This is a genomic window from Natronolimnohabitans sp. A-GB9, assembly GCF_030848565.1.
Classification (GTDB): Archaea; Halobacteriota; Halobacteria; order Halobacteriales; family Natrialbaceae; genus Natronolimnohabitans.
The window spans coordinates 118131-144870 of sequence record NZ_JAVDDV010000009.1 but is presented as its reverse complement, the minus strand read 5'-3'; the positions used below and the strand labels follow the sequence as shown (position 1 = coordinate 144870).

19 protein-coding genes and 1 pseudogene are annotated in these 26740 nt (G+C 62.7%); 9 read left to right on the top strand and 11 right to left on the bottom strand.

The genetic code is table 11. The features are described 5' to 3' along the window. Positions 1 to 214 precede the first annotated feature (214 nt). Positions 215 to 1870, top strand: a complete 1656-nt coding sequence (locus RBH26_RS13505) for a right-handed parallel beta-helix repeat-containing protein (RefSeq protein WP_306758868.1) — start codon at positions 215 to 217, stop codon at positions 1868 to 1870. Positions 1871 to 2111: 241 nt separating this feature from the next. On the opposite strand, the gene RBH26_RS13500 is transcribed toward RBH26_RS13505, so the two are convergent. Continuing rightward, positions 2112 to 3197 carry a polysaccharide deacetylase family protein gene (locus tag RBH26_RS13500; protein WP_306758867.1) on the bottom strand — a complete coding sequence of 362 codons (1086 nt, stop codon included), beginning with the start codon at positions 3195 to 3197 and terminating at the stop codon, positions 2112 to 2114. Between the two features lie 303 nt (positions 3198 to 3500). On the opposite strand from RBH26_RS13500, the gene RBH26_RS13495 reads away from it, so the two are divergent. After that, positions 3501 to 5135 (top strand): flippase, encoded by a 1635-nt coding sequence (locus tag RBH26_RS13495; protein ID WP_306758866.1) that lies wholly within the window; start codon positions 3501 to 3503, stop codon positions 5133 to 5135. A gap of 317 nt (positions 5136 to 5452) precedes the next feature. On the opposite strand, the gene RBH26_RS13490 is transcribed toward RBH26_RS13495, so the two are convergent. Both RBH26_RS13490 and RBH26_RS13485 read right to left on the bottom strand, forming a co-directional pair. Continuing rightward, positions 5453 to 6511 carry a glycosyltransferase family 2 protein gene (locus RBH26_RS13490; protein WP_306758865.1) on the bottom strand — a complete coding sequence of 353 codons (1059 nt, stop codon included), beginning with the start codon at positions 6509 to 6511 and terminating at the stop codon, positions 5453 to 5455. Beyond that, complete coding sequence (locus RBH26_RS13485) at positions 6511 to 7761, bottom strand: hypothetical protein (RefSeq protein WP_306758864.1); 1251 nt, start codon at positions 7759 to 7761, stop codon at positions 6511 to 6513. The genes RBH26_RS13490 and RBH26_RS13485 overlap by 1 nt, the downstream gene beginning before the upstream one ends. A 129-nt stretch (positions 7762 to 7890) precedes the next feature. Between RBH26_RS13485 and RBH26_RS13480 the strand changes: the two genes are divergently transcribed. Further along, positions 7891 to 8880 (top strand): glycosyltransferase family 2 protein, encoded by a 990-nt coding sequence (locus RBH26_RS13480; protein ID WP_306758863.1) that lies wholly within the window; start codon positions 7891 to 7893, stop codon positions 8878 to 8880. A 48-nt stretch (positions 8881 to 8928) separates the two neighbouring features. On the opposite strand, the gene RBH26_RS13475 is transcribed toward RBH26_RS13480, so the two are convergent. Then, positions 8929 to 10257: a polysaccharide deacetylase family protein gene (locus tag RBH26_RS13475; RefSeq protein WP_306758862.1), complete on the bottom strand. Its 1329-nt coding sequence runs from the start codon at positions 10255 to 10257 to the stop codon at positions 8929 to 8931. 228 nt (positions 10258 to 10485) lie between these two features. Here RBH26_RS13475 and RBH26_RS13470 point away from each other — a divergent pair, with 228 nt between their 5' ends. Further along, positions 10486 to 12180 carry a hypothetical protein gene (locus RBH26_RS13470; protein ID WP_306758861.1) on the top strand — a complete coding sequence of 565 codons (1695 nt, stop codon included), beginning with the start codon at positions 10486 to 10488 and terminating at the stop codon, positions 12178 to 12180. Positions 12181 to 12321: 141 nt separating this feature from the next. After that, on the top strand, positions 12322 to 12804 hold the full coding sequence (locus tag RBH26_RS13465) for a hypothetical protein (protein ID WP_306758860.1): 483 nt from the start codon (positions 12322 to 12324) through the stop codon (positions 12802 to 12804). Between the two features lie 29 nt (positions 12805 to 12833). Here the strand turns inward: RBH26_RS13465 and RBH26_RS13460 are convergent, their stop codons facing one another. Next, complete coding sequence (locus RBH26_RS13460; RefSeq protein WP_306758858.1) at positions 12834 to 13418, bottom strand: hypothetical protein; 585 nt, start codon at positions 13416 to 13418, stop codon at positions 12834 to 12836. A gap of 369 nt (positions 13419 to 13787) precedes the next feature. Here RBH26_RS13460 and RBH26_RS13455 point away from each other — a divergent pair, with 369 nt between their 5' ends. Continuing rightward, positions 13788 to 14780 carry a DUF1616 domain-containing protein gene (locus RBH26_RS13455; RefSeq protein WP_306758857.1) on the top strand — a complete coding sequence of 331 codons (993 nt, stop codon included), beginning with the start codon at positions 13788 to 13790 and terminating at the stop codon, positions 14778 to 14780. A gap of 689 nt (positions 14781 to 15469) precedes the next feature. On the opposite strand, the gene RBH26_RS13450 is transcribed toward RBH26_RS13455, so the two are convergent. The 4 genes from RBH26_RS13450 to RBH26_RS13435 are packed head-to-tail and all read right to left on the bottom strand — an operon-like array spanning position 15470 to position 20925. Then, a complete protein-coding gene (locus RBH26_RS13450; protein WP_306758856.1) occupies positions 15470 to 17470 on the bottom strand; it encodes a hypothetical protein in 2001 nt (666 codons plus the stop codon). Further along, on the bottom strand, positions 17460 to 18419 hold the full coding sequence (locus tag RBH26_RS13445) for a glycosyltransferase (protein WP_306758855.1): 960 nt from the start codon (positions 18417 to 18419) through the stop codon (positions 17460 to 17462). The genes RBH26_RS13450 and RBH26_RS13445 overlap by 11 nt, the downstream gene beginning before the upstream one ends. A gap of 2 nt (positions 18420 to 18421) precedes the next feature. After that, on the bottom strand, positions 18422 to 19489 hold the full coding sequence (locus RBH26_RS13440; protein WP_306758871.1) for a DUF354 domain-containing protein: 1068 nt from the start codon (positions 19487 to 19489) through the stop codon (positions 18422 to 18424). A 38-nt stretch (positions 19490 to 19527) separates the two neighbouring features. Then, the gene (locus RBH26_RS13435) at positions 19528 to 20925 is read right to left on the bottom strand and encodes a nucleotide sugar dehydrogenase (protein ID WP_306758854.1); all 1398 of its coding nucleotides are present in this window, start codon (positions 20923 to 20925) and stop codon (positions 19528 to 19530) included. A gap of 347 nt (positions 20926 to 21272) precedes the next feature. Between RBH26_RS13435 and RBH26_RS13430 the strand changes: the two genes are divergently transcribed. The 3 genes from RBH26_RS13430 to glmS all read left to right on the top strand — a co-directional run bounded on the left by RBH26_RS13430 (position 21273) and on the right by glmS (position 24432). Continuing rightward, on the top strand, positions 21273 to 21941 hold the full coding sequence (locus RBH26_RS13430) for a MarR family transcriptional regulator (protein WP_306758853.1): 669 nt from the start codon (positions 21273 to 21275) through the stop codon (positions 21939 to 21941). Between the two features lie 542 nt (positions 21942 to 22483). After that, positions 22484 to 22627, top strand: a complete 144-nt coding sequence (locus RBH26_RS13425) for a hypothetical protein (RefSeq protein WP_306758852.1) — start codon at positions 22484 to 22486, stop codon at positions 22625 to 22627. After that, entirely contained in the window at positions 22627 to 24432 is a 1806-nt protein-coding gene (glmS, locus tag RBH26_RS13420) for a glutamine--fructose-6-phosphate transaminase (isomerizing) (protein WP_306758851.1), read from the top strand. The genes RBH26_RS13425 and glmS overlap by 1 nt, the downstream gene beginning before the upstream one ends. Positions 24433 to 24670: 238 nt before the next feature. Here glmS and RBH26_RS21355 read toward each other — a convergent pair. Next, a pseudogene (locus RBH26_RS21355) lies at positions 24671 to 24937 on the bottom strand (hypothetical protein); the annotation flags it as partial. 532 nt (positions 24938 to 25469) lie between these two features. After that, a complete protein-coding gene (locus RBH26_RS13415; protein ID WP_306758850.1) occupies positions 25470 to 26390 on the bottom strand; it encodes a carboxypeptidase regulatory-like domain-containing protein in 921 nt (306 codons plus the stop codon). Between the last annotated feature and the right edge of the window lie 350 nt (positions 26391 to 26740).

The following is a 26740-nucleotide window of genomic DNA, read 5'->3' as shown; positions in this document are numbered from 1 at the left end:
ATACACATATATGAACGACAGGAAACCAGTTCCGTACTCGAGCGATAACGACACAATCGGTTATTACGGCCTACGAATCACCGATGCAATCGTTTGTATTCGGTGAAATAGTTTTTACTAGTACATTTTCTGGAGTCGCTGGCGGACTTAAAAGCTTGCTATCCGAATCCATAGATACTGGACCCCGTCATCACTCAAAAACAAGTGACTATCTATGTCGGAACGAAGCGATCTGCGGCGTTCGAACGGTGGGAGTTCTCCTCGATCTCGATCGACGGGGCAGGGTGCCGATCGATCTTCCCGCGAGGACTCGAAGACCACACGACAGTCACGACGGACGGTCCTGCGCGGGCTCGCAGCGACGGGCGTAGCGGGGATCGGTCTCCTCTCGAGTACCGGCGCATCGACGGCGATCCACGACCGGTACGCCGACGAGTACGAGACCGTCGTCGACGTCGTCGACGCTGGCGCAGACGACACCGGTGAGGAATCGATCACGCCCGTCCTCGAGGAACAGCGTGCCGACGACACGCTACTCGTTTTCCCCGAGGGGCGGTACTACATGGACGAGCAGTTCCGGTTTACGGGATTCGAGAACTTCGGCGTCGTCGGCGACGGTGCGACGCTGGTGCCGGCGGATTTCCACGCGTTCGACGGCCCACAGTACAGGCTGTTCCGTCTCGGTGTCTCGTATGCACCCGGCGGTCGGATTCGATTCGAAGGGTTCGACGTCGATCAGACGGCCCCCGACACGGGAATCCGAACGATCGAGGCGACCGCATCCCAAAGACTCGAGGTCCGAGATATCGAGATCCGCGGCGAGCACGACAGCGGTACGTGGGGGCCCGGAATGTTCGCTCTCAGCGATTCCGACGGGCGAGGAATCGTCGAACGCTTTCGCGCGCCTGACGGCGGAGTCCACGTCGACGAGACGCCCAACGCGGGGAACATGTGGCGTGGCCCGATCGGTATCGAGGCGAACACGAACGAGGGTCACCTCGAGTTCGTCGATTGCGAACTCGGTGGGTTTCCCGACAACGGCCTGTACGCAGCAAACGACCGCGGAACGGTCGTCGTCGACGGTGGCCGATTCGAGAACAGCAACGGCGCGAACGTCCGTCTCGGCGGCGAGGGCAGTGTCATCAGGAACGCGACGATCTCGGTGGACCGAACGCGCTCGTACGACAACAGCCAGCGCGGTCTCCGCCTCGAGAACGGTAACGAGCTCCACGTCGAGGACGTCGATATCTCGATCACTGCGCCACAGCCGACGAGCCACGCGATTTCGGTGATGAACTCCTCGCAGCGCTCACGGATCGAGGACGTGACGATCGAAATCCGCGGCGACGCGGTAAACCACGGCATCGTCGTCTCGCCCGACGCCGGCTACACGTGGATCGACGGCGGTGAGATCGTCCACGAGACGGCCGGTGGCTACCCCCTCTGGATTAAAGAGAGCGACAGACAGGAGCGAGCGCTCGTCGAACTCCTCGATATCTCCGGAGAGGCCGGCGTTAGCTCGGCCGGGTTCCGCGACGGGATCCGGTGTGGACGGGACAACTGTCGGTTCAGTCATGTGACCGTCGACCAGCCCGGCCGCGACGGTGCCGATCGAAACGGCCTCGTCCTCACGGGCGACGACGCCACCCTCTACAGGTGTACCCTCCGCGCGAGCCAGTACCCCTACGTCGACCAGGGCGACGGGAACCACCTCCGGAACTCGGAGGCGGAGTCCTACCGCGACGGTCTCGAGGGAGTGCGTCTCTATCCGGGTATCGAGGGCCCCGAATTCAGAGTGAATCGGATCGTCGACGGGATCGACGATCTCGGTGCGACTGACGTCCTGACCTGGCGAAACACTTACGAGTGATCCCCGTCCGCGGCCCTAGTGGCGGTCCACGCCTGCACTGCTGGGTCGAATCCTGCGGTGTCGTCCGATTCGACCCAGCAGTCGACGGGTGGAACGGTACTATAGTAACAACTGCAACGGTTTACACACTGATCGCCGATCCGTCTGGCGATCGGCGGGCAGTGACGACAGGAGACCGTCTGATAGGGCGAATCGATCCACACGACAGGGTTCGCTCCAGCAGAGCAGGCGTGGAACGCCACTAACCGTCGTTTCCAGCGGTCGCACGGATCGCGTCGCGGAACGTCACCACCTCGAGGTCGCGCTCCTCGACCCACTCGAGGGTTTCGCGAATTCGTTCTTCGGTGACCTCGTCTTTGAACGTATGCGCCCCGAGGACGCCAAGTGTCTCCTCCTCGGCCACATGATCGAGTTCGTTCTGGACTGCCTCCCGGGTGGTGAACTCGATGAAGTAGTCACGACGCGTCTCGAAGGGATCGAACGTCTCGGGATCGTTGTGTATCGACCCCGGACGAACGTTTGCGATCCCGTCGTAATACTCCCGAGCGATATCGACCGTCCACTCGTCGGCGACGTCGTACGGTGCAAGGAGCGTATCCACCTCGAAGCCCAGCGACTCGAGTTCGGCCTTCGACTCCCCGAGGAACTCGTGCATCACGTCTTCGGGGTAGCGCTCGACCGTCTCACCCGCCTGGAACGATTCGCCCAGCGGTTCGTCGAACTCCAGATAGCCGCCGATCTCGTCCGTATCGGAGTCGACGACGGTTCGGCGTACGCTCTCGGTCCCGTCGGTGACTTCGATCTCGTACCCGTGGTGGAAGCCGTGATTTCGTTGCTCCGGATAGACGCGAACGTCGTCGGGGTCGGCGTCCTCGACGAGTTCGAACGCTCCCAGCGCGGTGTGGGCGGTCGTGTGGGACATGATCTCCCAGCCGGCGGCGGCGAGCTCTTCTAGGTGTTCGACCGCCATCCAGTCGGTGTCGTTGAAGTCCTCGCGACCGATCCACTCGGTGACGATGCCCGCACTGGCCGGGGCATCGAACTCCCGGTGGGCCGGCAGTGCCGCCTCGTAGTCTTCCATCGGTCCGTCGTCGTAGACGAAGGCGACGGCACCGCCGTCGATGCTCGGAACGTCGTCCGAGTCGTCGTCTGCGAGCGTGTCGTCGTCTTCGGTCCCTTCGTCGCTCGAATCGCCGGCCGTGGTATCGTCAGCACCGTTTTCATCGTTTCCATCGCTGGTCAGTGAATCGATACACCCGGCCGTCAATCCGATCGCGCCCGTCCCGGCAACACCGATAAAGCGGCGGCGCGTCGATTCGCGACTCATCGTTTCGACCCGACCTCGAGTGTGGCCGCCTATACTTATCCATCGGCTAATACTGTCGGACAGCAGTCAGTGACCCGTCGGTCGCGAATTCGCGGCCGTCTCCGACGGTGACGGCCGCAGTAATGCGACCGACCGTTCGACACGGCCCCCAGCCAAAACACCAGCGCGTCCGGGTTTAACACGGCTATAATAAGGTCCCGTTGGCGGCACCGATTCGATAGCATGCGTATCGTTCGTCGGAATAGTCGGTCGAACAGCGACGGAAATCGCCGATCGTGGACGCTGGTGTCGGGTGAGTAACGCGTGAACAGGAGCCTCGCGAGCGGCATCGCATCGGTCGTCAGCTCGAAGATCGTCGTGCTCGTCCTCACCGTGCTGTCGACGCCGCTTCTGTATCGGTTTCTCGGCGCATCGGGGTACGGTGATTACGCGTTCCTGATGTCCGTCTTCGCGATCTACATGATCTTCGTGAGCTCCGGCATCACCGACGGCGTCCGGAAGTTTCTCGCCGAGGATCGGAACGCGGCGAACTGGAGCGAACACGTCGTCGGCTTCTACTTCCGGCTGGCGGTTGCCCTCGCCGTCGTCGGTGCGATCGGCCTGTTCCTCGCCGCACAGTTCGGCGTCGTCGGGCTCGCGTTCGGCGACGAGTTCGCGATCTACTTCTATGCGCTCGCGCTGCTGGTCGTCACGGCCCAGTTTCGGGATTACGCTCGGAAGACGCTGATGGGATTCGGCCTCGAGCGCTACTCCGAGCCGCTGAAGATCCTCGACAAGGTCGGGTTCGTCGTCGTCGCGATTCCGCTGGTCTACTTCGGTGTCGGGGTGATGGGGGCGCTCGCTGGCCACCTGGTCGCGAGTATCCTCGTCGCCGCCGTGGGCTTGCTCATCATCCACCGCCGGGTCTCGCTGTCGTGTGTGCTCGACGCGCCACAGAAACGATTCCCGCGAAAGCGGATGCTCACGTTCAACTCGATGAGCATCGTCCTCGTGTTCCTGTTGATGTCGCTCTATCATATCGACATCGTGATGCTCCAGCAGTTCAGGGAAAGCGCCGAGGTGGGTAACTATCGGGCGGCACTTCAGATCGCCGAGTTCCTCTGGTTCGTCCCGCTGGCGCTTCAGACCGTGTTCGTCCACTCGACGTCGGAGCTGTGGTCACAGAACCGCCACCGAGAGATCACCGACCTCGCGTCCCGAACGACCCGATTCACGTTCCTGCTGACGGCCGTCATGGCCGTCGGACTCGCAGCGCTTGCAGACGTCGCCGTGCCGCTTTACTTCGGCGCGGAGGCGACGCCCGCGGTCGATCCGCTCTTGTTGTTACTGCCGGGAGCACTCGGCTTCGCACTCGCACGACCGATTCTCGCGGTCTCACAGGGCGAAGGAACGCTTCGCTATCCGATCGCAGCCACCGGCAGTGCAGCGACGATCAACGTCGTCCTCAACGCCGCGTTGATCCCAAGCTACGGGATGCACGGCGCGGCCGTCGCAACCAGCGTCGGTTACGGAACGATGTTCGTCTTCCACTGCTGGAGCGCCCGCCAGGTCGGATTCGACCCGCTGGCCGACGCACGACTCGGACGCGGGGCGCTGGCGACCGTCCTTGCGGCAGCCCCCATCTTCGCCCTCGGGACGTCGATCACGAACCCGTGGCTCGCACTCATCGTCGTCCCACCGGTCGGACTCGTGATCTTCCTCGTCTTCGCGCTGCTGGTCGGTGCGCTTGACCCCGCCGAGCCCTTCGAAATCCTGTCGGCGTTTCCCGATCCAATCGGATCCCGGGCCGACTCGATACAGCAGCGACTTGAGGAGAGAAGCGACGGGACGTCACTGAGTCCGCTCCAGAACCTGCTGTTCGTCACCGGGCTCTCGTTGCTCGCCTCCGGTATCGCACTCGGGCTTCTCGATCCCGGAATGGGAGGCGCCCTGCCCTGATACGGCTGTTATACTGATTCACTGACTATACGGTCTCCTGTCGTCACTGCCCGCCGATCGCCATCGCGGGGGCGGCGATCGGCGGGACCGCGGGACAGCAGTCCGTATAAACCGCAGACTGGTCTCCTCGCGTTCGGAGTGGCGGAGCCGTTGTTCGAGTGAGCACGTCGTCCTCGAGTCGGACAGCCAGGAGAAAGGCGGGGACGGACCCGAGAGAAACGAAGGCGAAACGGCAAAACGAGACGGCCACGCGGAGCGAACGACAGTCGACGGACGACGGGAGAGAACGACCGAAACCGGACGAAAACGAAACGCGGCTAGTGGACCTGGCGCTCGAGGTGTTCGCTCTCGGCCATATCGAACACCATCGCGAACAGCAGAAAGGCGACGCCGGCGAGAAACACGAGCAGGCCCGTCGATCCCCCGACAAGCGAGGGAAGGAACCCGACGACGGCCGCGGCCAACGCCACTCCGACGCCCAGCAAACCGGTCACGGCCGTCGCAGCACCGACGAGGTAAAACAGCGCGAGCGGGTGAAAGTCCACCACGAGATACTTCGTCTTGAGCCGCCACAGGAAGTTCCGCAACAGCATCGTCGATACCTTCGGGATGTACTGTGAGTACGTGATACTCGACTCCTCGTCGCCGTAGACGGCCGGCATCGCCACGTCGGCGACGCGCATCCCCTGGACGTTGAGCTTCACCAGGAGGTCGTTACAGTAGCCGTAGTACTCATAGAGGTTCTCGAGGTCGACGGCCTCGAGTGCATCGGCCGAGATGGCCGTGTACCCGTTCTGTGGGTCCATCGTCTTCCAGTAGCCGGAGGCGATCTTCGTCAGGAATGTCAAGATGGCGTTCCCGACGAAGCGAAACCGGGGCATCGCTTCGCGGTACTCCCGCGAGAGCAACCGATTGCCCTTCGCGTAATCGGCCTCGTCCTCGACGAGCGGATCGAGCAGCCGGGGCATCTGGGAGAGGTCCATCTGGCCGTCCGCGTCGACGGTGACCGTCGCATCGAGCTCGTCCTCGGACGCGGCGAGGTAGCCGGTCTTGATCGCGCCGCCAGCGCCGCAGTTCTCACGGTGTCGGATCGGAACGACGCGGCCGACCGGATCGGCGACCGACGCCCGTTCGGTGAGCGCTGACGCGCCGCCGTCGGTCACGAGCGGAGTATCGCTCGCTACCTCGTCGGTCGGCACCGTGTCTGCGTCCTGGCTGGCGGCCTCGAGGATCTCCCCCCAGGTGTTGTCGGTCGATCGGTCGTCGATCGCGTAGATTCGGTCGACGTAGTCCGGCATCTCCCGGATCACGTCGCCGACGAACCCCTCCTCGTTGTACGCCGGCAAAACGACGCCGACGGTCGCTCCTCGGTACATCAGCGACCCTCCAGTATGTCGGTCGCGGTGACGACGTCGACGTCCGTGGCGTCGATATGTGCAAGCAGGTCCACGAAAGCCGCCTCGGAGAAGCCGTCGTCACCGACGTGTTCGACGTGCAGTACCGCGAGTTCGCCGTATTCGGCGGCGTAGTCGACGTACTGTTTCGTCGTCTCGCCGTCGGTTCCCGAGAAGAACCCGACGTTGTGCGGGTCCGTCAGCGGACGGGCGTTCGGCGCGCCGCCGAACCGGAACGCCGTCTCGTAGTGCTCCCTGACGAGATCGATCGTCTCCGGACCGAGGACGTTCCGCGGTGTGACGAAGTGGGTCGCGCCGTCTTCGAAGCCACGACTCTCGAGGAACGCGTTCGTTCGCTCGATCGCTTCCGCCTGCTCGTCGGGGGACATGTCAGGAAGGGACTGCGAGCCGGTTCGCGGCCGCGCAGCCACGTCCCAGCCGGCGTCGTCTAACTCGTGGAGCTCGTCGATCGTGAGCCGGCCCCCGTCGCCCAGCGCCTCGTAGATGACCGATTCGACGCCGGTGTAGCCGTATTCTTCCATCCGCTCGAACGCGATCTCGTAGTGGCTCTCGAGCGAGCCGTCGAACAACAGCATGACCGACCCACTATCGGGACGATCGACCGCTCGGAGGTCGTCGAACCGACAGTCGATCGAGCCGTCCCCGGTGCCGCGGCGGCGGGCTGTCAGACGGATCTCACGGACGTCGCTCAGGTCGGGCTGGCCGTCGACCCGTGTCGTACCGAAGTCGACGCGCGTCCAGCGGTCGGTCGGTCCGACGAGCGTCCGTTCCATCGTGTGGACGGCACGCGAGTCGGGTGCGAACAACTCGAGGGAGAGATGGAGCTGTTCGCGGCCGGTAAACGCGACCGCCAGAGAGAGGCTTCGCTCGCGCAGATCCAGTCCGTCGGGGATCGTCCGGTAGATCGCGGCGTACTCGGTGTCCTCGTCGGCTGTCAGTCGCGCCGACTGCGAGCCCGCGTAGGGGTCGTCCGCGTCGGCCTCGAGACTTCCGGCGTCGATCATCGCGGTCCAGCCGTCGAGGACCTCGAAATCGTCGATCGGTTCCCCCAGCAGCCCGAGCGCGTCGTCGCCGTCGTCGTCGGATTTTTCACGGGACGGCGACCCCCCGTCCGAACGCCACTCGCGGACGCTCGAGAGACAGCCGGCGAGCCCGATCGTCCCGGCGGTGGCAACGGTCGTCAGAAACGTTCGTCGGTTCCGGTGCGTCATCGATCCCGACGACGAACCGTTCGGTCTTTCTTATAGAGCTGTTAGACCGGGCAGCCGACGGTCACATACCGTCGTTCGGGACGTTTAGCGACGCGATAATAATGGACCGAGCGGCGGGAGTGGCGGAAAATGCCCAGAGTGAGCGTCGTTATCCCGACATACGACAGAGCCGAGACGCTTCCCCGTGCGATCGACAGCGCGCTCGCACAGACGATCGACGACATCGAGGTGGTCGTCGTCGACGACGGATCGACCGACGAGACGCCATCAGTGCTTTCCGGCTACGAGGACCCCCGTGTCCGGCCCGTCGTCCACGCGACCAATCAGGGGGCCAACGTCGCCCGGAATACGGGCATCGAGCACGCCCGCGGCGAGTACGTCGCCTTCCTCGACTCCGACGACGAATGGCACCCCGAGAAACTCGAACGACAGCTCGACGCCCTCGAGGGACGGTCCGAGGACTGGGTCGGCGTCTACTGCGATACGAGCTACGAGCTTTCGGGCTCGAGCGGTCGACTCCGCTCTGTCGCCGCGTCCGTCCTCGCTCGCGGTGACGACCGGCCGACGATGGAAGGCGGCGAGGAACTGATCGGCGAGATTCTGGCGGACAACGTCCAACCGGGTGCGGGGTCGACGCTACTCGTCCGAACCGACGTCGCCCGCGAGATCGGCGGCTTCGACGAAGAACTCGACCGGTTTCAGGACCCCGAGTTCTGCCTGCGGGTACTCGAGGCGGGCAGGCTCGCGTACGTCGACGAGAAACTGGTCGTCCGCGAGGAGACGGGCCAGCCGTCAGCGGACGTCATCCGGTCGGCCAGCGAGCAGTACCTGTCGATGTACGAGGAAACGGTCGACCGGTTCGAGGACGACGGGTACGAGATTCGCGCCACACACCGGCTCATCGTCGCGAAGGCTTACCTCTCCGAGGGACGGCTCCTCCGCGGGCTGTGGTACCTGCGAACGGCCGCGACGTCGCCACGTCGGTATCCGGGGCTGTGCTGGGCTGCTGGCACCGGCGTTCGGCGACGACCGGGTCCGATCGCCGCGGTGCTTGTGATCGGTCTCGTCGCGACGGTTCTGAGTCGGACGGCGATCGTTCGACGCGTCCTGACCGAGTAACGGCCGCGAATGCGCGACCGACGGCGCACTGACTGCTGTCCGGCAGTATCAGTAGTGCTGTTCGGTTCGCAGTTCCCAGAGTTCGTCGAAGGTGATGACCTCGACGTCTGCGTCCTCGATGTGTGCGAGCAGCTGCTCGTAATCGTCTTCGGGCATCGTGTTCTCCACGCTGAACTCGTGGAAGTTCAGAATGGTACACTGGTTGTGCTCCGCGGCGAGGTCGACACACCGCTTCGAAATCTCGAGGTCGTGACCGATCGTCCGGGGCAGTGCCAGTGGATCGAAGCCGTAGACGCTCGTCGTGTTGACGTTTCCGGACTGGTTGAAGCCGCCACAGTAGTGGTAGTCGGTCTTGTACTCGAGGCTCGTCTTGTCGTAGCTGTTGTGCGGGTAGACGATGTAGTCTGCGCCCTCGAAGCCGTTGTTGATGAACCACTGCTTGTCGTTCTCGAGGCGCGTCTCGATCGCGTTCTCGTCGTCGTACTCGTGAATGGGGTCGTGCGTTCCGTGAACGACGATCTGGTCGCCCTCGTCCTGTCGTTCCAGGAGTTCGGACGTCGTCATGATCCCATCGCGGTTCTGTTCGACCCAGCGCGGAACCGGCGCCTGGACGGTCCGGAACCCGTACTCGTCGTGTAGCGGTGAGGCGCGCTCGTAGTAGTCGCTGAACCCGTCGTCCCAGACCAGCATGACGTACCCCTGATCGGGTTTGTCGTGGGTTCGTAGGTCGTCGATCCAGACCTCCGCCTCGTCCATCGAGTGGAGCACCTGGATCTCGATGCGGTCGAGTGCATCCAGTGCGGGTTCGTAGTCGCTCTGTTCGAAGACGCCCGGACTCGAGCGGAACCAGCCGACGTCGGGGTCGCGATACGTGATCTCTCGAAGCGAGTACACCTTGTCGCTCCCGAACTGGTCGACGAGCCGAAGGTTGACCGTGATGTTCTGAGGGGTCGTCGTCCGGATCGCAAACGAAAAGTCCGTGTCGGTGAGGTCTTCGCTCCCGAGAGACCGCTGTGCGACGATGTTTTCGCTCCCGTCCGACTGCAGTCGGAAGCTCTGGTTGCCGTCGAAGACCACGTCCTCGTCGGCGTCACCCGAACCGTGAACGACCTCCCAGTCGTCGAGGTCACTGAAGTCATCGAACGACTCGCCTGGCTGGCGATACTGCTCGCGGCTGTCGTATTCGGTCTCGAGCGGGGGGACGCCGTCCGCGAGTGCGGCTGCCTGTCCGGTGGACTCGCCCCCTGTCTCGCTGTCATCGTCGTCGTCGGAGCCACCGATCGAATCGAGGCGGTCGGCACAGCCCGCGAGTCCTGCGATCGCGGTTGCACTCGACAGGGCGAGAACGCGGCGGCGGGTCGGTCGCTGCTGAGACATTGGTGGATCGAAGATATCGACAGTCACCACATTATTATGGATCCGATAGTCGGCCCTCGGCCAGCGGTTGAACCGCCAGCTAACGGCAGCATCGGGGCTTAACAATGCCATAGTAATTGCCGGACTGTCCGGAGAGGCGATAACGCATGCGGACGCGCTCGAGGCGAGCGACCGTCGGTCGAATCGACGTCGCTCGTCTCGATCCGTGCGTCGGTGCGGTGGTATTCGATGAACAGGGAACTCTTCGGTGTATTCGACGATAGAGAGACGTTCGAGCGGTTCAGAACGAACGACGAGTTCGATCAGGTGCTCGCCGCCCCATCGGTTACGGTCGGGATCAGAGACCCCGATCTCGGAACGCCAGGCTGGACGAGCAGTTATACCGACGCCAACGGCCAGTGTGTCGTCTGGGGAGAAGCGCACGCCCCCGACGACGACTCCTCCGTCGCGCGGTGGCTTCTCGAACGCTACAGGGACGTCGGTCGCGACGCATTGCAGTCGCTCAACGGCTCGTATCTGGCCGTTCTCGATGCCGGAACTGACGACGATTCGTTCGTCGCGACGGACCCGATTCGATCTCGTGAGTGTTTCTACACCGACGAATCGGATAGTCGCGTCTTTGGTACCGATGCCGGCGAAGTCGGTCGGACGATCCCCGAACCGACGATCGATCGGGACGGTGTCCTCGAGTTTCTCCATCTCGGCGTCGCACTCGGCGAGAAGACCGCCGTCTCGGAACTGAATCGGCTCCCAGTCGACAGCGTCCTCACGGTCGACTCGGTCGACCCGCTCGAACGGTTCGTCTACCGGCCGGAGACGTTCGATTACACCGCCGAACTCGCCGACCGGCTCGAGCGGGCCTTCCAGCGGCGATCGGTGTTGCCCGACGCAAGCGGCGTCTTGCTGTCTGCCGGATTCGATTCGCGGATCATCCTCTCCCAGCATTCCTCGCTCGATCGCGGCTATACGGTCGGCGAGCCGGACGCACAGGAAGTACGGGTCGCGGATCGGCTCGCCGACCAGTACGGCGTGTCACACACGGCGTTTCCACCGGACGAACGGTATCTCCTGCCCGACGAATCGAAAGTTCGCTACTCACAGGGGATCAAGGAATCACTTCACATCCACCACGCCGGCTACACCGACGAGATAGACGTCGACACGATGTTTCATGGCCTGCTCTGTGATACGTTCTTCCGGGGCCACTTCACTGCGGAGACGACCGTCGACGTCCTCGACAAGCGGATCCCAACTGGAACACTCGATCCCGACCCCGATCCAGTCGGGGAGTTACTCGAGACGTTTGGCTACAGTCCGGAGGCCAGTCGCGAACTCGCTGCACGAACGTCGTTCGACGTCGACCCGGAGACGTTCGTCGAGACGGCGATCGAAGACGAACTCGACGCGCGAGCGTCCCGTGCGGAGTCGGTACAGAACACGATCAACTGCGTCGGCATCGCCAATCAGCCGTCGCTTCCGTTCCACACGCAGTTGTCCGATCAGTTCGTGACGGCGTTTCTGGCGACCGACCGCGAACTGATCGACTGGCACCTCCGGACGCCACCGGAACATCGTACGACAGAGACGTTCCTCGAGGCCTGTAAACGGCTCGACGACGACATTCTGCGACACAGGCCGCCAGACCGCCCACACGACGCCACGCTACTCAACGAAATCGAGCGCTTCGTCCGCCGGAAGACGCCGTTTTTGAAGTCGTTTCAGCCACCCTGGCCCGATCGCGAACGGCTCTTCGAACGGTACGATTTCGATCAGCGGTTCTTGGCCGATCTCGAGCACGTCCACGAACTGCCCGTCAGACACAAACTCCGGCTCGTCGACCTCCGCGGTTGGCTCGCGTACTGGGGCGCGGCCGAGACGTGTTCCCTACCGTGGCTTACACCGCGGGAGTTCGCGACCGCGTGATCGATTTCCCGGACTGCTTTCGGTTGACACCCGTTTTGATCAGGTGGAACTGTGGTTTGTACCCTGCTAATGGCGGCTCGTATCGACAACAGCCAATAAACCGTAACAATACTTATATACCACGCGAGGCTACCGCGAAATATGCGTCTGACGCCGTTCTGGTTGTGCTCGACGTCGGCCGATTCTACCGGCGACAGCCCCGACGATACCGAGTCAGGAGTGACGATCTATCACACGGAGACGAGTGACTTCTCGAGCGACGGCGCAGCCGAATTCGTCCCGGAGTCGAACAGCGAGCTGGTAGCAATACTCGACGAGATGGAAACACCCGCTACTGTCGACGAAGTCGCCGACCAACTGATCAATCCCGCCCGGCCGCCCGTGGAGACGTGGGCAACAGTCCACGAACGGCTCCACCAGCATCGGCTGCCGGAACTCGACGCGACGGGACACATCGAGTTCGACGAGGAACAGGGACTCGTCGAACGGCGGACAGTCCGATCGGACGCCGCCAGTCGACACTCCTCGAGCAGGTCAGCCTCGAGAGGCCTTCTTATCTTCCTCATAGCGGTTTCCGTATCCGCGTTGGCACTCGCATTTCTCGTTTTCACGTTGTTCGTTTGATTCGAACCAGGACGGCGCTAGCGACGGTTTCAGTCGAGTATCCGTCTGATCGTCGAGACCGTAAAGAGGAGCAGAATCAGCGCGCTCAGTGTGACTCCAGAGAGAAACGACGTAAACGGTAGCTCGAGTACGGCGCCGAGCAACAGGGCGAATCCGACGACAGTCGATCCGATATAGTAGTCATCCCAGCTCTCGTCGGATCGCTCGTCAGTCGAGTCCGTGTCGGGGGAGTCCTGGAGATACTGATCGACCCGATCTGCGAGCGATTTCCGTTCGACGATCCCGCGGTTTTTCTGGTACTCGATGAGGCCCGCTTCGTCGAGCTTGGAGAGATGCGATTGATAGAGCGGGATATAGACGCGCTGGCGCTGTTTCGACGTGAGTTCCTCGACGGTGGTATCGTGTTCCCACGCTGCGACCTGCTCGGCGACGTCCCGCATGCGAACGGGCTCGTCGGTGCCACGAAGATACCGGAGGACCAGCCGACGACGCTCGTTTTGCAGCAGGTGAAAGATTTCGTCTTTCGAGAGCGAGTCACCCTCGTCTGGACTGCCATCTGCGTCGGTCATCTCCTGCTCACCCTGTTCTTCGGAACTGATATGTTCTGCGTTCATCGCGCCAGTTGACCCCTAATCAGAAGTGGGTAATAAAGATTTCTCGTTTCAGGCAATTTCATGATCTGGAGAATTATTTTCCTCCATTTTATAACAGCCCTATTCCAGTCCATGAAGATCTGATACACAAGATTCGCAACTCTCACGCCGAGTTGTTTCTCTCTCTGTGCCATCATTTATGCAATCGTTCTAGCACTGTAGTTTGGGACTGTTGATCAACTTGAACCGTTCAGAACCACCGGAAGTGACTTAAGTGCAGTCAGTATCCAAAATGTGATATATCGGCGTCTGACGGGCGTCGGACTGCTCCGATCGAACGGGCTTATCGGGACGATAATAAACCCCGTTCCCACCCCAGTTTACCCCAGAATGAGCGACACCCAGTGGTGGTTTTTCGATCTGGCAGCAGTCATCGCGTTCACTGGCGCCCTCACGTTCGGTGTGTTCTCCGGTATCGATGGCGTCGTTCGCGTCGCGATAGCGATCCCGCTCGTCGTCTTTCTTCCCGGGTATGCGCTGGTCTCGGTCCTGTTTCCGTCCGAACCGAACGACGAGTACCAGTCGTTCGATACGGCGACGACTGGGCTCGAAACACCCCGTCTGGTGACCGGTGGTCTCGAGCCGCTCGAGCGGTTCGTCCTGTCAGTCGTCTTTAGTATTTCCCTCGTCCCCGCGATTACCCTTTTCGCGTCCGCGACCCCTGGGGGTATCACCCTGGAAACAGTGCTTTCCGGGATTGCGTTGCTTACCGTCTCGCTCTCGCTTCTCGCGATCGTGGCTCGATACCGGTGTCGGCCGGAGCGACGGTTCACGCCGGGGCTGTCGGTGAAGTCGCTGTTCTTTACGCGACGTGGACCGAACGTCTACGACCGCATCGAGTCGCGGCCGTACAACGTCGCGATCGTCATCGGTCTGGTCGTGTTGCTTGCAAGCGGTGGGTTCGCCATCGCCAACCCACCACAACACGACGGGTTCACCGAGTTTTCGGTCGAAACGGAGAACGTCACCGCCGACACCGAGACGATGTACGAGTCGAACTACACCGCCGGTGAAACCGCGGCGTTGGAGGCGACGATCACCAACAACGAACACGAGGACCGCGAGTACACGACCGTCGCCGTACTCGAGCGGGTAAGCGACGGTGACGGGGACAACGCGACCGTCACCGAACGCGAGGAACTCGACCGGACGGCCGCGACAGTCGCCGACGGCGAGACCCAGACACAGTCTCTCGAGGTCACGCCAACGATGCAGGGCGACGACCTCCGGATGACGCTGCTTCTGTACGAGGGTGAGCCACCTTCCGAGCCTACCTCCGAGAACGCCTACCGGACGATCCATCTCCCGATCGAAGTCGAGTGACGGCCGTCGTCTTGGTTCGATACCGTCGATGTTCCGTTCTCTCGTACGATGTCCTACCGGTGCGACCATAGACGGGTCTGTTGTGCCAGCACTGACTTCCGGTGGCGGTATCGGGCCCGTCTCGTCGTGTAAAGACGATCGAGTGCCCGTTCGCTGCCGATTCGATGTATTCACCGTCCGTCGCAATTCGCGGATCACGACTCGAGTTACGCACTCGAGATCGGTCGACGTCTCAGCGGCCGAAGACGCCGCCGTGAATGTATCAACCGTTCTGTCGACGGTGTACGACCGTACACGCGCCTTCATACGGCTCCTGTCGTCACTAGTGACGGTCCACGCCTGCACTGATGGGTCGAATCGGACGACACCGCAGGATTCGACCCAGCAGTCGACGGGTGGAACGGTACTAGCCGCTGATCGCCAGAACGGTAGCGGTCGGCGGGAACTCGGTACAGCAGTCCGTCTCAGTCTACCGGCAGACGGCAACGTTCCCAAGGTCGTTGCCTCGAGAGCGACTGTAGCCGAATTGATCGAACACACGGATCTGACGTTCGAGACGCGAAATGGAGTGATACGGATTGCTGTACCGATGTACCGGTGTAACCGCGACCTGGGCGGCGGTTACGCCGGTAATGACGTACAGTAAACCGTATGAAAGAAGCGAGTTCTGGGGGACGACAGCGAGCTATCTACTGGCCGGTCGCTGGCGAGGGCGTACACATCGTCACGTCGCCGTTCGTGTAGACCGTGGCCTGATCGGGTCCACAGAGCCGGTCTTTCGAGACCTGCTCGATCCGACCCTCTCCGTCGGCGTTCTGGAAGTAGACCGCTTCGGTCGACGCCGACGATCGATAGACCGTGTACTCGTGGTCGGCGCTCCCACCGTCGGGAACCGTCGCAGCCGTCGTCGACGGATACGCACCGGTCCTGGTTATCAGCGTCTGATAGGGATGGTCGGTATAGAGCCGCTGATCCGGCCGGATTTCACTGCCATCGGGTGAGCCGGTCATCTCGGCGATCGACTCGACTGCAGCGAGTTCCGATTCGTCGTACGCGAGCCGTTCGTGATGGTCGTCGAAGACCGGATTGTCGATGTTGCTCTCGGTCGCCATAATCATCGCTCCTGGATAGACGAGTGCGAACAACAGGAGGACCGAAACGGCGATCGTCGACGCGAGGTCGCGATCGATAGTCCGGAGCCCAATCGCGGCCAGGATCGCCATCGGCGCGTAGAGAAACGCGAACCAACGGGTCGGGATGAACGTGTGAATCCCGAACATCGGGAACCCGAGGACGAACACAAGCATAAACGCCGACGCGAGCAACAGCGTGAACACCGACTGCTCGGCCCGGCGTCGGTGGACGATGTACAGACAGCCGACGAACGTCGCCCCGAGCAGGAAGAGGAAGCCGAGGGTATCGACGTAGGGGACGATCTGGTCGAGCAGCGTCGTCGCCGCCTCGGCGGCTTCGCTCTCGGCATCGTCGCCTGTCGAGCCGCTTGCGATGTTGAGGAAGCCAGCGCTCTCCTCGACCGTCTGTCTGAAGAAGCTCAGGACGGTAGCCAGGAACGACTGCTCGCGGTAGGGAGTCAGCGACCAGACGAAGATCGTCAGTCCGAAGTTGAAGACGACGAGACCGACGAGGTTGACTGGCTTCTTGGTCCGGAACACGCTCGTATCGAGTCGTGTGAGCCCGAGTGGCCCGATCTCGAAGACCAACTGGGCGACGAACGCCGCGATCAACAGGACGAGCATGATGAACGTCGACACCTGGTGGGTGAGGATCACGGCGACACTCGTCAGGAGCAACAGCGAGAAGTCCCGGACCGTATACTCGGTACGCATCACACGGAGCAACGCGTACAGCAACGCGAGGAAGAAGACCAGTCCCATACTCGTCGGGATGAGATGCAGCCCCCACATCGAGACGTGGCTCGCGAGGGCGAACAGGGCCGTCGCGAGCGTCGCCCACCGCTGTGAGACCAGCAGGTTCGCCGCGGCGTAAACGAGCAGGACCGAGATCGGCATCGCGAGGCCAAGCGAGAAGTAGAGGGCGGTCCGCAACGAGACGTCGAACAGCAGCGACGAGGCGGTGACAAGAAGGTGATAGAACGGCGAGGCGTAGTGTTTGTCGTGAGAGATCGCACCGACGGACCCCTCCGTGACGATCTGGTCTGTCAGCTCCATGTGTGTCCAGACGTCGATCCCGACGTAGCCGGGCGTCGCGTACAGCGCAGTAAAGCGAAAGACCAGCGCGAAGAGGACGATCTGGAGCAACAACAGCCGGGTGTTGAAATCGTCGTCGCTCGCGAACGCGATCTGTCCGATCACGAGCGTCCCGACGACGCTCGCCAGGGCGAAAAAGCGGATCGTCCGCGCGCCCTCGAGGACCGTCAACACGATCAGTGCCGCGAGGCCGACGAGGACGAGACTCGGAAGCGCCATCGTCACCTGCGACGGAAGCGTCGGACGCTCGTGGCCCTCCGTTCGCTGTTGTTGGTAGAGCCCGACGAGATACAGCGTACAGGCGATTCCGAGCACCACCGGGACGGTGTTGAGATAGATCTGTGACGCGAAAAATCGCAGCGGGAACAACCCAAGCGCGATTAGGAGTCCGGTGATCGCCGCGACGGTATCGAGTCGAAGCGGCCGCATCTCGGAGAGCCGCTGCATCGGGTTACGTCCCATGGCTCACCTCCGTCGGTCGACTCGAGTGGTCGGACCGGTCGATGACGCCTCGATACACGTCGTGGAGGCGCTCCCCCAGTGCGTCGAGGCTCAGTCCGTCGATCACCTCGCGCCCGTCGCTTCGACCGCGTTCGACCGCGATTCGCTCGAGGCCGGCAGCCAGTTCGCTGTCGTCGTCGCTGACGACGCAGCCGGCCACGCCCGAAAGCGTCTCGCGGACGAATCCGACGTCGGTCGAGACGACCGGCAGATTACACGCAGCGGCTTCTTTGACCACCATCGGACCGCTCTCGCGGGTCGACGTAACGAGGAGAACGTCGCTTGCGTTCATGTAATAGGGAATCTCGGCGTGGGAAACGCCGGAGATCGGTCGCAACTCGAGGTCGGCGTCGACTCGTTCGACAAGCCGACGTGCCCGCGGGAAGTCCTTGACCGATCGGTCGGTGTCGTACGGAAACAACGCGACGGGACGGTCGGTTTCCCAGCCGACACGTTCGCGGGCCGTCGACTGTGGAATCGGTCTGAACAGGTCGGTGTCGACGCCAAACGGGATCCGCTGGTGATCGGTCTCGAGCAGTTCCGACATTGGCTGGCTCGGAACGATCGCAGCGTCGGCCCTTCGGACAGCGTATCGGCTGATCCGTCGGAGCCACGATCGATCGCTCATCAGATCCGTTCCCCACAGGGTCACCACGATCGGTCGGGTCGGCTGAGCGAACGCAAACGGCGCAGTGAGGCCGAAGTTCGCGTGAACAACGTCGTACTCCGTCGACCGGATCTCCGAGAGGATAGCCGGATAGAACCGGGCGTAGTCGACCGGTGATCGGCCGCCATCGCTGTGTGCGCCGGGGACGGCACGAACCGTACAGTCGATGCCGCGTGCTTCGAGGGCCGACACTTGCTGATCGAAAAACGGCCGCGGCGAGGTGACCAACTGGAGAACCTTCATGCTTAGCTCGGGTTGACTGCAGCCGTCGACTGGTTCGACGCGGACGTCCGCGCGAGCGTCTCGATCCGATCGACGACGAACGCGGTCACGTCGATCCGCTCGTCGAGCAGCTGCTGGCGACGTCGCGCCCACGCTTCGGGTGGCTCCTCGAGGATCGAAGCCGTCCGTTCTAACCCGCGGACGTGTCGCATCTCACCAGTGTACTCGAACAGAAGCCCGTACTCCGACTCGAGTTCGGAGGTATAGCCCAGCGAGAGCGGATTGACGTAGACCGCCGGCGTGCCGAGGACGGCGGCTTCCGCCGCGGTCGTCGCACCCTCGCTCAACACGACGTCCGCGTAGGCGAGCAGATCGTGGAGTCGCTCGGGCTCGGTCTCGAACTGGTAGGCCTCGAGGTCGGCCGGTGGCTCACCCTCCGCCGAGAGCAACACCGTCATGCCCGTGTCCTCGAGTCGATCGACGATCTCGCGGGGGTCGTCGAAGCCGCCGTGACCGACGTCGTGGGACGCTTCCCAGCTACTGAGTCGAACCACGGCAAAGCGGTCGTCGGGTGCCAACCCGAGTGACTCGAGAACGGTCGGATCCGGAGCGAACCGGTCGGGATGGAGGTACGCGAGTTCGTGATAGCCCGGATACGACACCTGCTTTGGACCAACGTCCCCGCGGTAACACGACGGCGTACAGACGACGTCGGCAAACGGGTAGGCGAGTTTCTTGATCAGCGTCGCGTGCTCGGTGTCGTAGAAGACGAGACTCGTCGTTCGCAACACCGAGCCGACGTGTGCGGCGGCGACGCCGCCGATAGCGGTAATGACGTCCGGCTCGATCCGACGTGCTCGGCGCAGGAGCTTCGTCTCCCAGGTCGCCTGAACGGCGGCCAGCGAAACCAGCGAGTCGGACGCGCCGGCGAGCACCTCGTGATCGATCCCGTAGGCCTCGAGGAGGTCGATCGCGACGTCGTTTTCGCGCGCGAAGACGTAGACCTCGTGGCCACGGGCCTGTAGTTCCCGGATCGGGTGTCGAAAGAAGTGGACGTGTCCGGGGTGTTGAATCGTCACGATGACCCGCAACGTCCCTTCCTCGAGTGGCCGGCAGCGCGAGTGGGCCGTCATAATCGTCGGTAGACGAACCCCGCCTCACGGGCCGTATCGTCGTCGAACGATCCGTTCACGTCGATCAACGCCGGGTGAGAGTCGAGTTCGGCCGCCACGGCCTCGAGGTCGAGTCGTTCGAACTCCGCATGCGGCGTCGCGAGCACGACGGCGTCGAATCCCTCGAACGAGAGCGTCTCCTGGACCTCGATTCCGAACGCGTCTCGGACCGTCTCGTCGTCCGCGAACGGATCGAAGCCGGCGACGTCGATGTCGTACTCCTCGAGCCGATCGACGACGTCCGCGACCTTCGAGCTCCGAATGTCTCCGACGCCCGGTTTGTACGACAACCCCAGAACGAGCACGCGGCTCTCGCGGAGTGTCTTGTGACACTCGTTGAGCGCTTTCATCGTCAGTTCGGCGACGTGGTTGGGTACCGACTCGTTGACCTCCCGACTCGCGCACACGAGTTCCGGTTCGTATCCCGCCTGAGACGATCGGTAGGCGAGGAAGTACGGATCGACGGGAATGCAGTGGCCGCCGACCAGTCCCGGCCGGTAGTCGTGGAAGTTCCACTTCGTCCCCGCGGCCTCGAGAACCGCCTTGGCGTCGATATCCATCCGTTCGAGCGCCATCGAGAGTTCGTTGACGAACGCGATGTTGAGGTCCCGCTGGGTGTTCTCGACGACCTTGCTGGCCTCGGCGACCTCGATCGAGGGCGCGCGGTGGACGCCCGCATCGACGACCGATTCGTAGAGCGTCGCCACGTCGTCGAGGACTTTCTCGTTCTGTGCGCCGACGACCTTGACGACGTCGGCGAGCCCGTGTTCCTCGTCGCCGGGCGTCGCTCGTTCCGGAGAGTAGCCGACGAAGAAATCCTCCCCTGCGGTCATCTCCGACGCCGACTCGAGGGCTGGAACGAGAACCTCGCGGGTCGTCCCCGGGTAGACCGTCGACTCGAGGACAACCGTCGTGCCGGGGTTCATCTCCGCACCGACGGTCGTCGCAGCGCTCTTGACGTAACTGAGATCCGGCCGATCGTCCTCGTCGATCGGCGTCGGGACGGCGATGACGACGTAGTCCGCGTCGCCGATGCGTGTCGCGTCGGTCGTATAGGAGACGTCACCGGCCTGGATCACGTCGTCCGAGAGATCACCGGTCGTATCGACGCCCGACTGGAGCCGTTCGACCGTCGACTCGTCGACGTCGTACCCAACGACGCGATAGTTCGACTGGGCGAAGCCGACCGCAAGCGGGAGGCCGACGTAGCCGAGGCCGACGACACAGATCGTCGCCTCTCGGGCCGACGCATCGTCGACGTGTTCGCTGGCCGATCCCTCGTCGCTCGAGTGGACCGCGTGTCCGCTGGCTCGGTCGTCCGCTCGGTTCTCGGTGTCGCTGAGTGTCGTAGTCATGTCTGAGACGAGTTTCGCTGAGCCGCCACACGATCGGGTGCGACGGTGACCGTCGAACTGTGCTGCTCGTGTTCCTCGAGTCGACCCGAGACGGACAGGCCGGTTTACTATAGCCGGAATAAACGGTTTCGGCAGCCTCATCCGTTAGAAAAAGCCGTTATCAGACCCTCTGTGGCACCGAATCGGCTACAAACGATTGAGTGGCCGGCTGGAGCTTAACTCGGTGCTAAACCGGTCTTATACGGCTCTATAATGAAGGGTGTGGGAATCTCCACATCGGATGCGGTCGGCGAACATACGAGGACGGTCTCCCGGCCACCGCCGACCGTATCAGAACCGCAACATCCATGGTGCCAACGTCTCAGATCGGAGTGTACGTCCCGTTCGCGTCGATTCACAGCAGCGTATCGATCGACGCGACCGAAGCGATAGCTCGCCGACTCGACACGCACGCGGTCGGCACGACCCTCGAGGTCGGCGATCGATCCGCGGTCGTCGAGATAGTTCCCGGGACGTCGCTCCTCGGTCTCACGTCGACCGTCGAAGTGGCGCTGATTGCGGTTCTGTTCCTGCTGATCGGAGGTCTCGTCGCGATCCGAATCGCCGACGAGTTGTCAGACCGCGACGTCGAACTGACCACGCTCTCGTTGCGACCGGCGGCGACAGCGGAGTCGTCGGAGACGGAGTCGGATCACGACTCCGAGACGAACGGCTCACCCACCCACGCCGACCAGGCGTTCGAACACTATATCTCACCCGACACACCCTCGGAGCTGCTGAGTGACGAAGGAGAAGTCGTCAGACTGCTTGTCGAAAACCACGGCCGACTCCGTCAGCATCGGATCGCCGACGAAACCGGCTGGTCGAAGTCGAAAGTCAGTCGCATCTGCTCGCAGATGGATTCCGACGATATGATCGAGAAGGCGTCGGTCGGCCGGGAGAACGTCATCACGCTGTCCGATCGGTCGGCAGACGACTCCTCACAGTCACACGACGCCGAGAACCCGCTTCCGTAATCGCCTAACCACCCCCACATCATCGCGCCGATCGCCCACCGGAAGCCGGGTCGAACAGACCGCATCCGACGCTCCCGCCGCCGATCCCCTTTCTCGAAGGCTGTACCGCTGTTTAATCCCAGTGTAAGTCGCCAGACATCAGCCTGACCGGCCCGATTCGAGGTACCGAAAGCGACTGCCGTTTCGAACCGCTGTTGACTCGATCCCTATCGTCTGGATTGCTCGTCAGTTCCTGCACAACCCAACCCGTCCAACAGTCGCACCGGGAACTCGGTACGGAACTCCGTATCATCGCTCGATCCGTCCGGCCCATGAACGTCCCGTCTCGAGTGATCGGCGCGATTGCACGCCGGCTCTCCGGAACGCCGATACGCTCCCGAGTGCTCGGGGCAGTCCGAAATTGCAGTGACTGCAACCGAACTCGGACTTATGATACCGATAGCCGGTGTCTTATTCGTGGTATAGTAATGGCCCGCATCGACGTTGGGCCGAGTAACGACCCGGTCCGCCGGCAGACGGACGGACGCGGGCGACCGAGAACAATGACACGCACTACGACGCTCCAGATCGCTGGCTCGAACCGCGTGGCGATGACCGTCGGGACGACGGCCCGATTCACGCACCATCGCTCCGCGGGCAGTCTCCCGTCGGTTCGAACACCGACTCGAGCGGAGGTGAGCGGCTGATGTGTGGGATCATCGCCCGTATCGGTCACGATGACGCGACCGAGACCCTGCTATCCGGCCTCGAGAACCTCGAGTACCGTGGGTACGACTCCGCGGGAATTGCGGTTCAGAACGGCTCCGGGGTCAAGGTCCGCAAGTGCTCGGGCGAGGTCGACGATCTCAAGTCGTCGCTCGAGCACCAGCTCCACGGTAACATCGGAATCGGCCACACCCGCTGGAGCACCCACGGACCGCCGACCGACGAGAACGCCCACCCGCATACGGACACCGCGGGTGACGTCGCGGTGGTCCACAATGGGGTCATCGACAACTACGACGAGCTCCGGGCCGAGCTGTGCGAGCGAGGCCACGAGTTCGACAGCGACACCGACACGGAGGTCATCCCGCATCTCATCGACGAGTATCGAGCGACGGCAGACGACACCGAACACGCAGTCCGACAGGCCGTCGAGACACTCGAAGGCAGCTATGCAATCGCCGCGATTGTCGACGGTGAGGAGCGGGTCTACGCCGCGCGCAACGGCTCGCCGCTGGTCCTCGGTCTCGACGACGAGGAGTGGTTCCTCGCCAGTGACGTCCCGGCGTTTCTCGACTACACCGACGAGGTGATCTACCTCGAAGACGGCGATCTCGTCGTTCTCGAGCCCGATTCCTATCGGATCACCGACGCCGACGGGACGCCCGTCGATCGGCCGGTCGACACCGTCGACTGGGACCCGGAAGACGCGGGAAAAGGCGAGTACGACCACTACATGTTAAAGGAGATCCACACCCAGCCGACGGCACTCTCGAACACGATTGAGGGCCGTGTCGAGGACGGAGCGGTCGCGTTCGACGCGCTCCCTTCGGGCACGTTTACGGACGTCGAGACCGTCCAGTTCGTCGCCTGTGGGACCTCCTACCACGCAGCGATGTACGGCGCCCAACTGCTGCGATCGGCCGGCGTTCGAACGGAAGTCGTCCGCGCAAGCGAGTACGAGACGATGGCCGGTCCGGTCGACGACGACACACTCGTCGTCGCGGTCACCCAAAGCGGCGAAACCGCGGACACGCTCCAGGCGGTCCGCACGGCGACCGAACGTGGCGCCCGGTCGCTTGCTGTCACCAACGTCGTCGGCTCGACGGCCGCCCGTGAAGCGGACGATGCGATCTACATCCGTGCCGGCCCGGAGGTCGGCGTCGCCGCGACCAAGACGTTCTCCTCGCAGGCAGTCACGCTCGCGTTGCTCACCCAGCGGATCGCCGCCGACGTACCGACGGCCACACCGCTTGCGGACAGCGAGACGATGCTCGAGTCGCTTGCGGACCTCCCCGAGCACGTCGAGACTGTCATCGAGACCACCGACGCCGAGGCGCTCGCCCGGGAGTTCCACAACAGTGACTCGTATTTCTTCATCGGGAACGGGCTAGGTCACTCGGTGGCTCTCGAGGGCGCGTTGAAGTTCAAAGAGATCACCTACGAGCACGCCGAGGGCTTTGCCGCCGGCGAACTCAAACACGGCCCGCTCGCGCTCGTGACGCCGGAGACACCGGTGTTCGCCGTTGCCACCGGTGACGACGGGAAAACGAAGACGAACGCGATCGAGGCCCAGGCTCGCGGTGCGCCGATCGTCGCGGTCTGTCCCGACGACCACCCGCTCGCCGATGCCGCCGACACGCACCTGTCGATCCCCGAGACCCACCCCGTCTGGGCGGGGCTCCTCGCGAACGTGCAGTTGCAACTGGTCTCTTACCACGCCGCCGACCTGCTCGACCGACCGATCGACAAGCCGCGCAACCTCGCGAAAAGCGTCACGGTCGAATGAGCGGATCGATCGCTATCAGTTGTTGCAAATCCGATTTCGTTATTCAGCCTGCGGCGTGATTTTTCGTGCCGATTCCTCCGTCTCGCATGCGTTATCTCATCCGGTGCTCTTTGTCTTTTCCTCTGATTCTTATCGGTCCGATCGGGGCTCGGTGGGTTTCATACGGACTGCTGTCCCGAGGTCCCGCCGATCGCCGATCCGGTCCTGGCGGTCGGCGGGCAGTGACGACAGGAGACCGTTTCACTCGCAGCTCGCCGAAGCCGTACGTCGAGTGACTGCCGACCCGGGGGATACCGCTCTTTGCGGTCTCCACCGGACGGTCGCCCTCGTAGGCGATCACCTGCCCGTGGTCTACGGTCTGATGCGTGTATACCTCACGCTGCTCCAGTATCCTCTCCTCGCGTCCACGGAGATCACGGCGGTCCTCCCTCGACCACCACGGGACGTCCTGGTCGTGGGCGTTCGGGGACTCCGACTCTATAGTACCAACTGAACCGATTTCCACACCGATCGCAGGGCGCACGGCTCACGCCGGCCTCCGCCCGCCAGTTCGCGGGGATCGCGCCGGTGGTCGCGTCGACCCGCGCTCCCCCACGGGCGATCGGGTGTGCAGTGACGGGCAGTAGCTACCATCGTATAGCGACCACGCTGCCGGCCAGTTCGAATACGAAATGCCGTTTTCCGCTCCTCTCTACAGCATCTGGAAACGTAGTGGTGGTCCACGCCTGAACTGATAGGTAGAATCGGACGACGACTATCGATTTCACCTATCAGTCGACGGTTGGAACGGTAGTCGTCGAAAACGAACCTCCAAGACTTTCATACTGTCTGACGGTACGATTCGACGATCGGTCGCGCGACTGCGGCCGTCTCCGAAGGTGACGGCCGCGATGTCGCGACCGACGGTCACTGACTACTGTCCGACAGTATCACTCGCCCGCGCCACGTTCTTGCTCTATATCAAACGTGATCGATCCTCTCTCCGGCGATCGATACGGAGCCGACTGGCGCGATATCAGTGTGCCGAGACAGCAGGATTAGTCGTCCTCGAGTTCCAGCGTGATCGACGCGTCGTCGCCATCGATCTCGACGTCGTCGTCGGCCGGCTCGTAGTCGTCCGCCTCGGCAGTGACGTCGTACTCGCCGTCCTCGAGTTCGAATTCGGCTTCACCGTCGTCGACGTCCCGTTCATCGATTTCCTCGCCCGGAAGTAGGCCTGACGACTCCTCGGTGACCGTTACGGTGGCGTCGTCGACCGCGTCACCATCGTCCTCGACGGTCACCGTAAGCGTGTGTGTGTCATCGTCCTCGAGTTCCAGCATAATCGACTCGTCGTCGCCGTCGATCTCGACGTCATCGGCGGCTGGCTCGTAGTCGTCAGCCTCGGCAGTGACGTCGTACTCGCCGTCCTCGAGTTCGAATTCGGCTTCACCGTCGTCGACGGTTCGCTCTTCACTTGGCCCGGTTTCCGGAGTGACCGTGATGGTGACATCGTCGACCACGTCACCGTCGTCGTCCGTGACGATCGTCGTCAGCGTGTGCGTCTCGTCGTGTGCGTCCTCATCGTCGTCAGCGTCGCTATCGTTATTCTCATCGGCATCGCTATCATCAGTGGTATCGCCGTCGTCAGCGTCGCTATCGTCGTCGCTATCGTTATCCTCATCAGCATCGCTATCACCAGTGGTATCGCCATCGTCAGCGTCACCACCGTCATCAGTGTCGCTGGCGTCGTCGCCGTCTCCGTCGCTCTCCTCGTCAGTCGACTCCGTGTCGTCGGTATCGCCTGAATCGTCCCACTCGTCGGTCACTGAACTGATCGCGTTGTTGACGGAAGCCCCGCTTGCGGCAAGCACCAACCCAAGTACCAGAAGGACAATACCACTAACGGTCAGTAAGATCTGAACGCTCTGCTGAACCGTTCGGGTTTCCGTATGCTGCTGTCGGACGTTTCGTCTCATTGTCAGTATGAATGAAGCGGTTGCGTTACGTGTTCGTCGTGGTGGCCGTTCTCGACGCCGATCGATCGGTCGCTGCCCAGGAAGACGGTCTGCTGTCGTCACGTCCCACCGATCGCCAGACTGAATCGGCGATCGACGGGAGATCGGGACAGCAGTCCGTATCAAGCGGCGTCGGCCGTTCGACGGCCGGCGCCGTAGCTGTAGTTCGATCGAGAGAGTTCCAGTCGGAGGAACGTCGCAGATCCCGGCACACGGGAGACACGTACATTACGTGTCCGTTTCGTCTACTCGACGGTTCACTATACACCTGATAAGGGACATTCGAGTCACCACTGACGCCAGCTGCACGT

Coding starts and splice junctions, on each gene's coding strand:
- RBH26_RS13505 (WP_306758868.1), top strand. CDS start 215: ATGTCGGAACGAAGCGATCTGCGGCGTTCGAACGGTGGGAGTTCTCCT.
- RBH26_RS13500 (WP_306758867.1), bottom strand. CDS start 3,197: ATGAGTCGCGAATCGACGCGCCGCCGCTTTATCGGTGTTGCCGGGACG.
- RBH26_RS13490 (WP_306758865.1), bottom strand. CDS start 6,511: ATGTACCGAGGAGCGACCGTCGGCGTCGTTTTGCCGGCGTACAACGAG.
- RBH26_RS13485 (WP_306758864.1), bottom strand. CDS start 7,761: ATGACGCACCGGAACCGACGAACGTTTCTGACGACCGTTGCCACCGCC.
- RBH26_RS13480 (WP_306758863.1), top strand. CDS start 7,891: ATGCCCAGAGTGAGCGTCGTTATCCCGACATACGACAGAGCCGAGACG.
- RBH26_RS13475 (WP_306758862.1), bottom strand. CDS start 10,257: ATGTCTCAGCAGCGACCGACCCGCCGCCGCGTTCTCGCCCTGTCGAGT.
- RBH26_RS13470 (WP_306758861.1), top strand. CDS start 10,486: ATGAACAGGGAACTCTTCGGTGTATTCGACGATAGAGAGACGTTCGAG.
- RBH26_RS13465 (WP_306758860.1), top strand. CDS start 12,322: ATGCGTCTGACGCCGTTCTGGTTGTGCTCGACGTCGGCCGATTCTACC.
- RBH26_RS13460 (WP_306758858.1), bottom strand. CDS start 13,418: ATGAACGCAGAACATATCAGTTCCGAAGAACAGGGTGAGCAGGAGATG.
- RBH26_RS13455 (WP_306758857.1), top strand. CDS start 13,788: ATGAGCGACACCCAGTGGTGGTTTTTCGATCTGGCAGCAGTCATCGCG.
- RBH26_RS13450 (WP_306758856.1), bottom strand. CDS start 17,470: ATGGGACGTAACCCGATGCAGCGGCTCTCCGAGATGCGGCCGCTTCGA.
- RBH26_RS13445 (WP_306758855.1), bottom strand. CDS start 18,419: ATGAAGGTTCTCCAGTTGGTCACCTCGCCGCGGCCGTTTTTCGATCAG.
- RBH26_RS13435 (WP_306758854.1), bottom strand. CDS start 20,925: ATGACTACGACACTCAGCGACACCGAGAACCGAGCGGACGACCGAGCC.
- RBH26_RS13430 (WP_306758853.1), top strand. CDS start 21,273: ATGGTGCCAACGTCTCAGATCGGAGTGTACGTCCCGTTCGCGTCGATT.
- RBH26_RS13425 (WP_306758852.1), top strand. CDS start 22,484: ATGACACGCACTACGACGCTCCAGATCGCTGGCTCGAACCGCGTGGCG.
- glmS (WP_306758851.1), top strand. CDS start 22,627: ATGTGTGGGATCATCGCCCGTATCGGTCACGATGACGCGACCGAGACC.
- RBH26_RS13415 (WP_306758850.1), bottom strand. CDS start 26,390: ATGAGACGAAACGTCCGACAGCAGCATACGGAAACCCGAACGGTTCAG.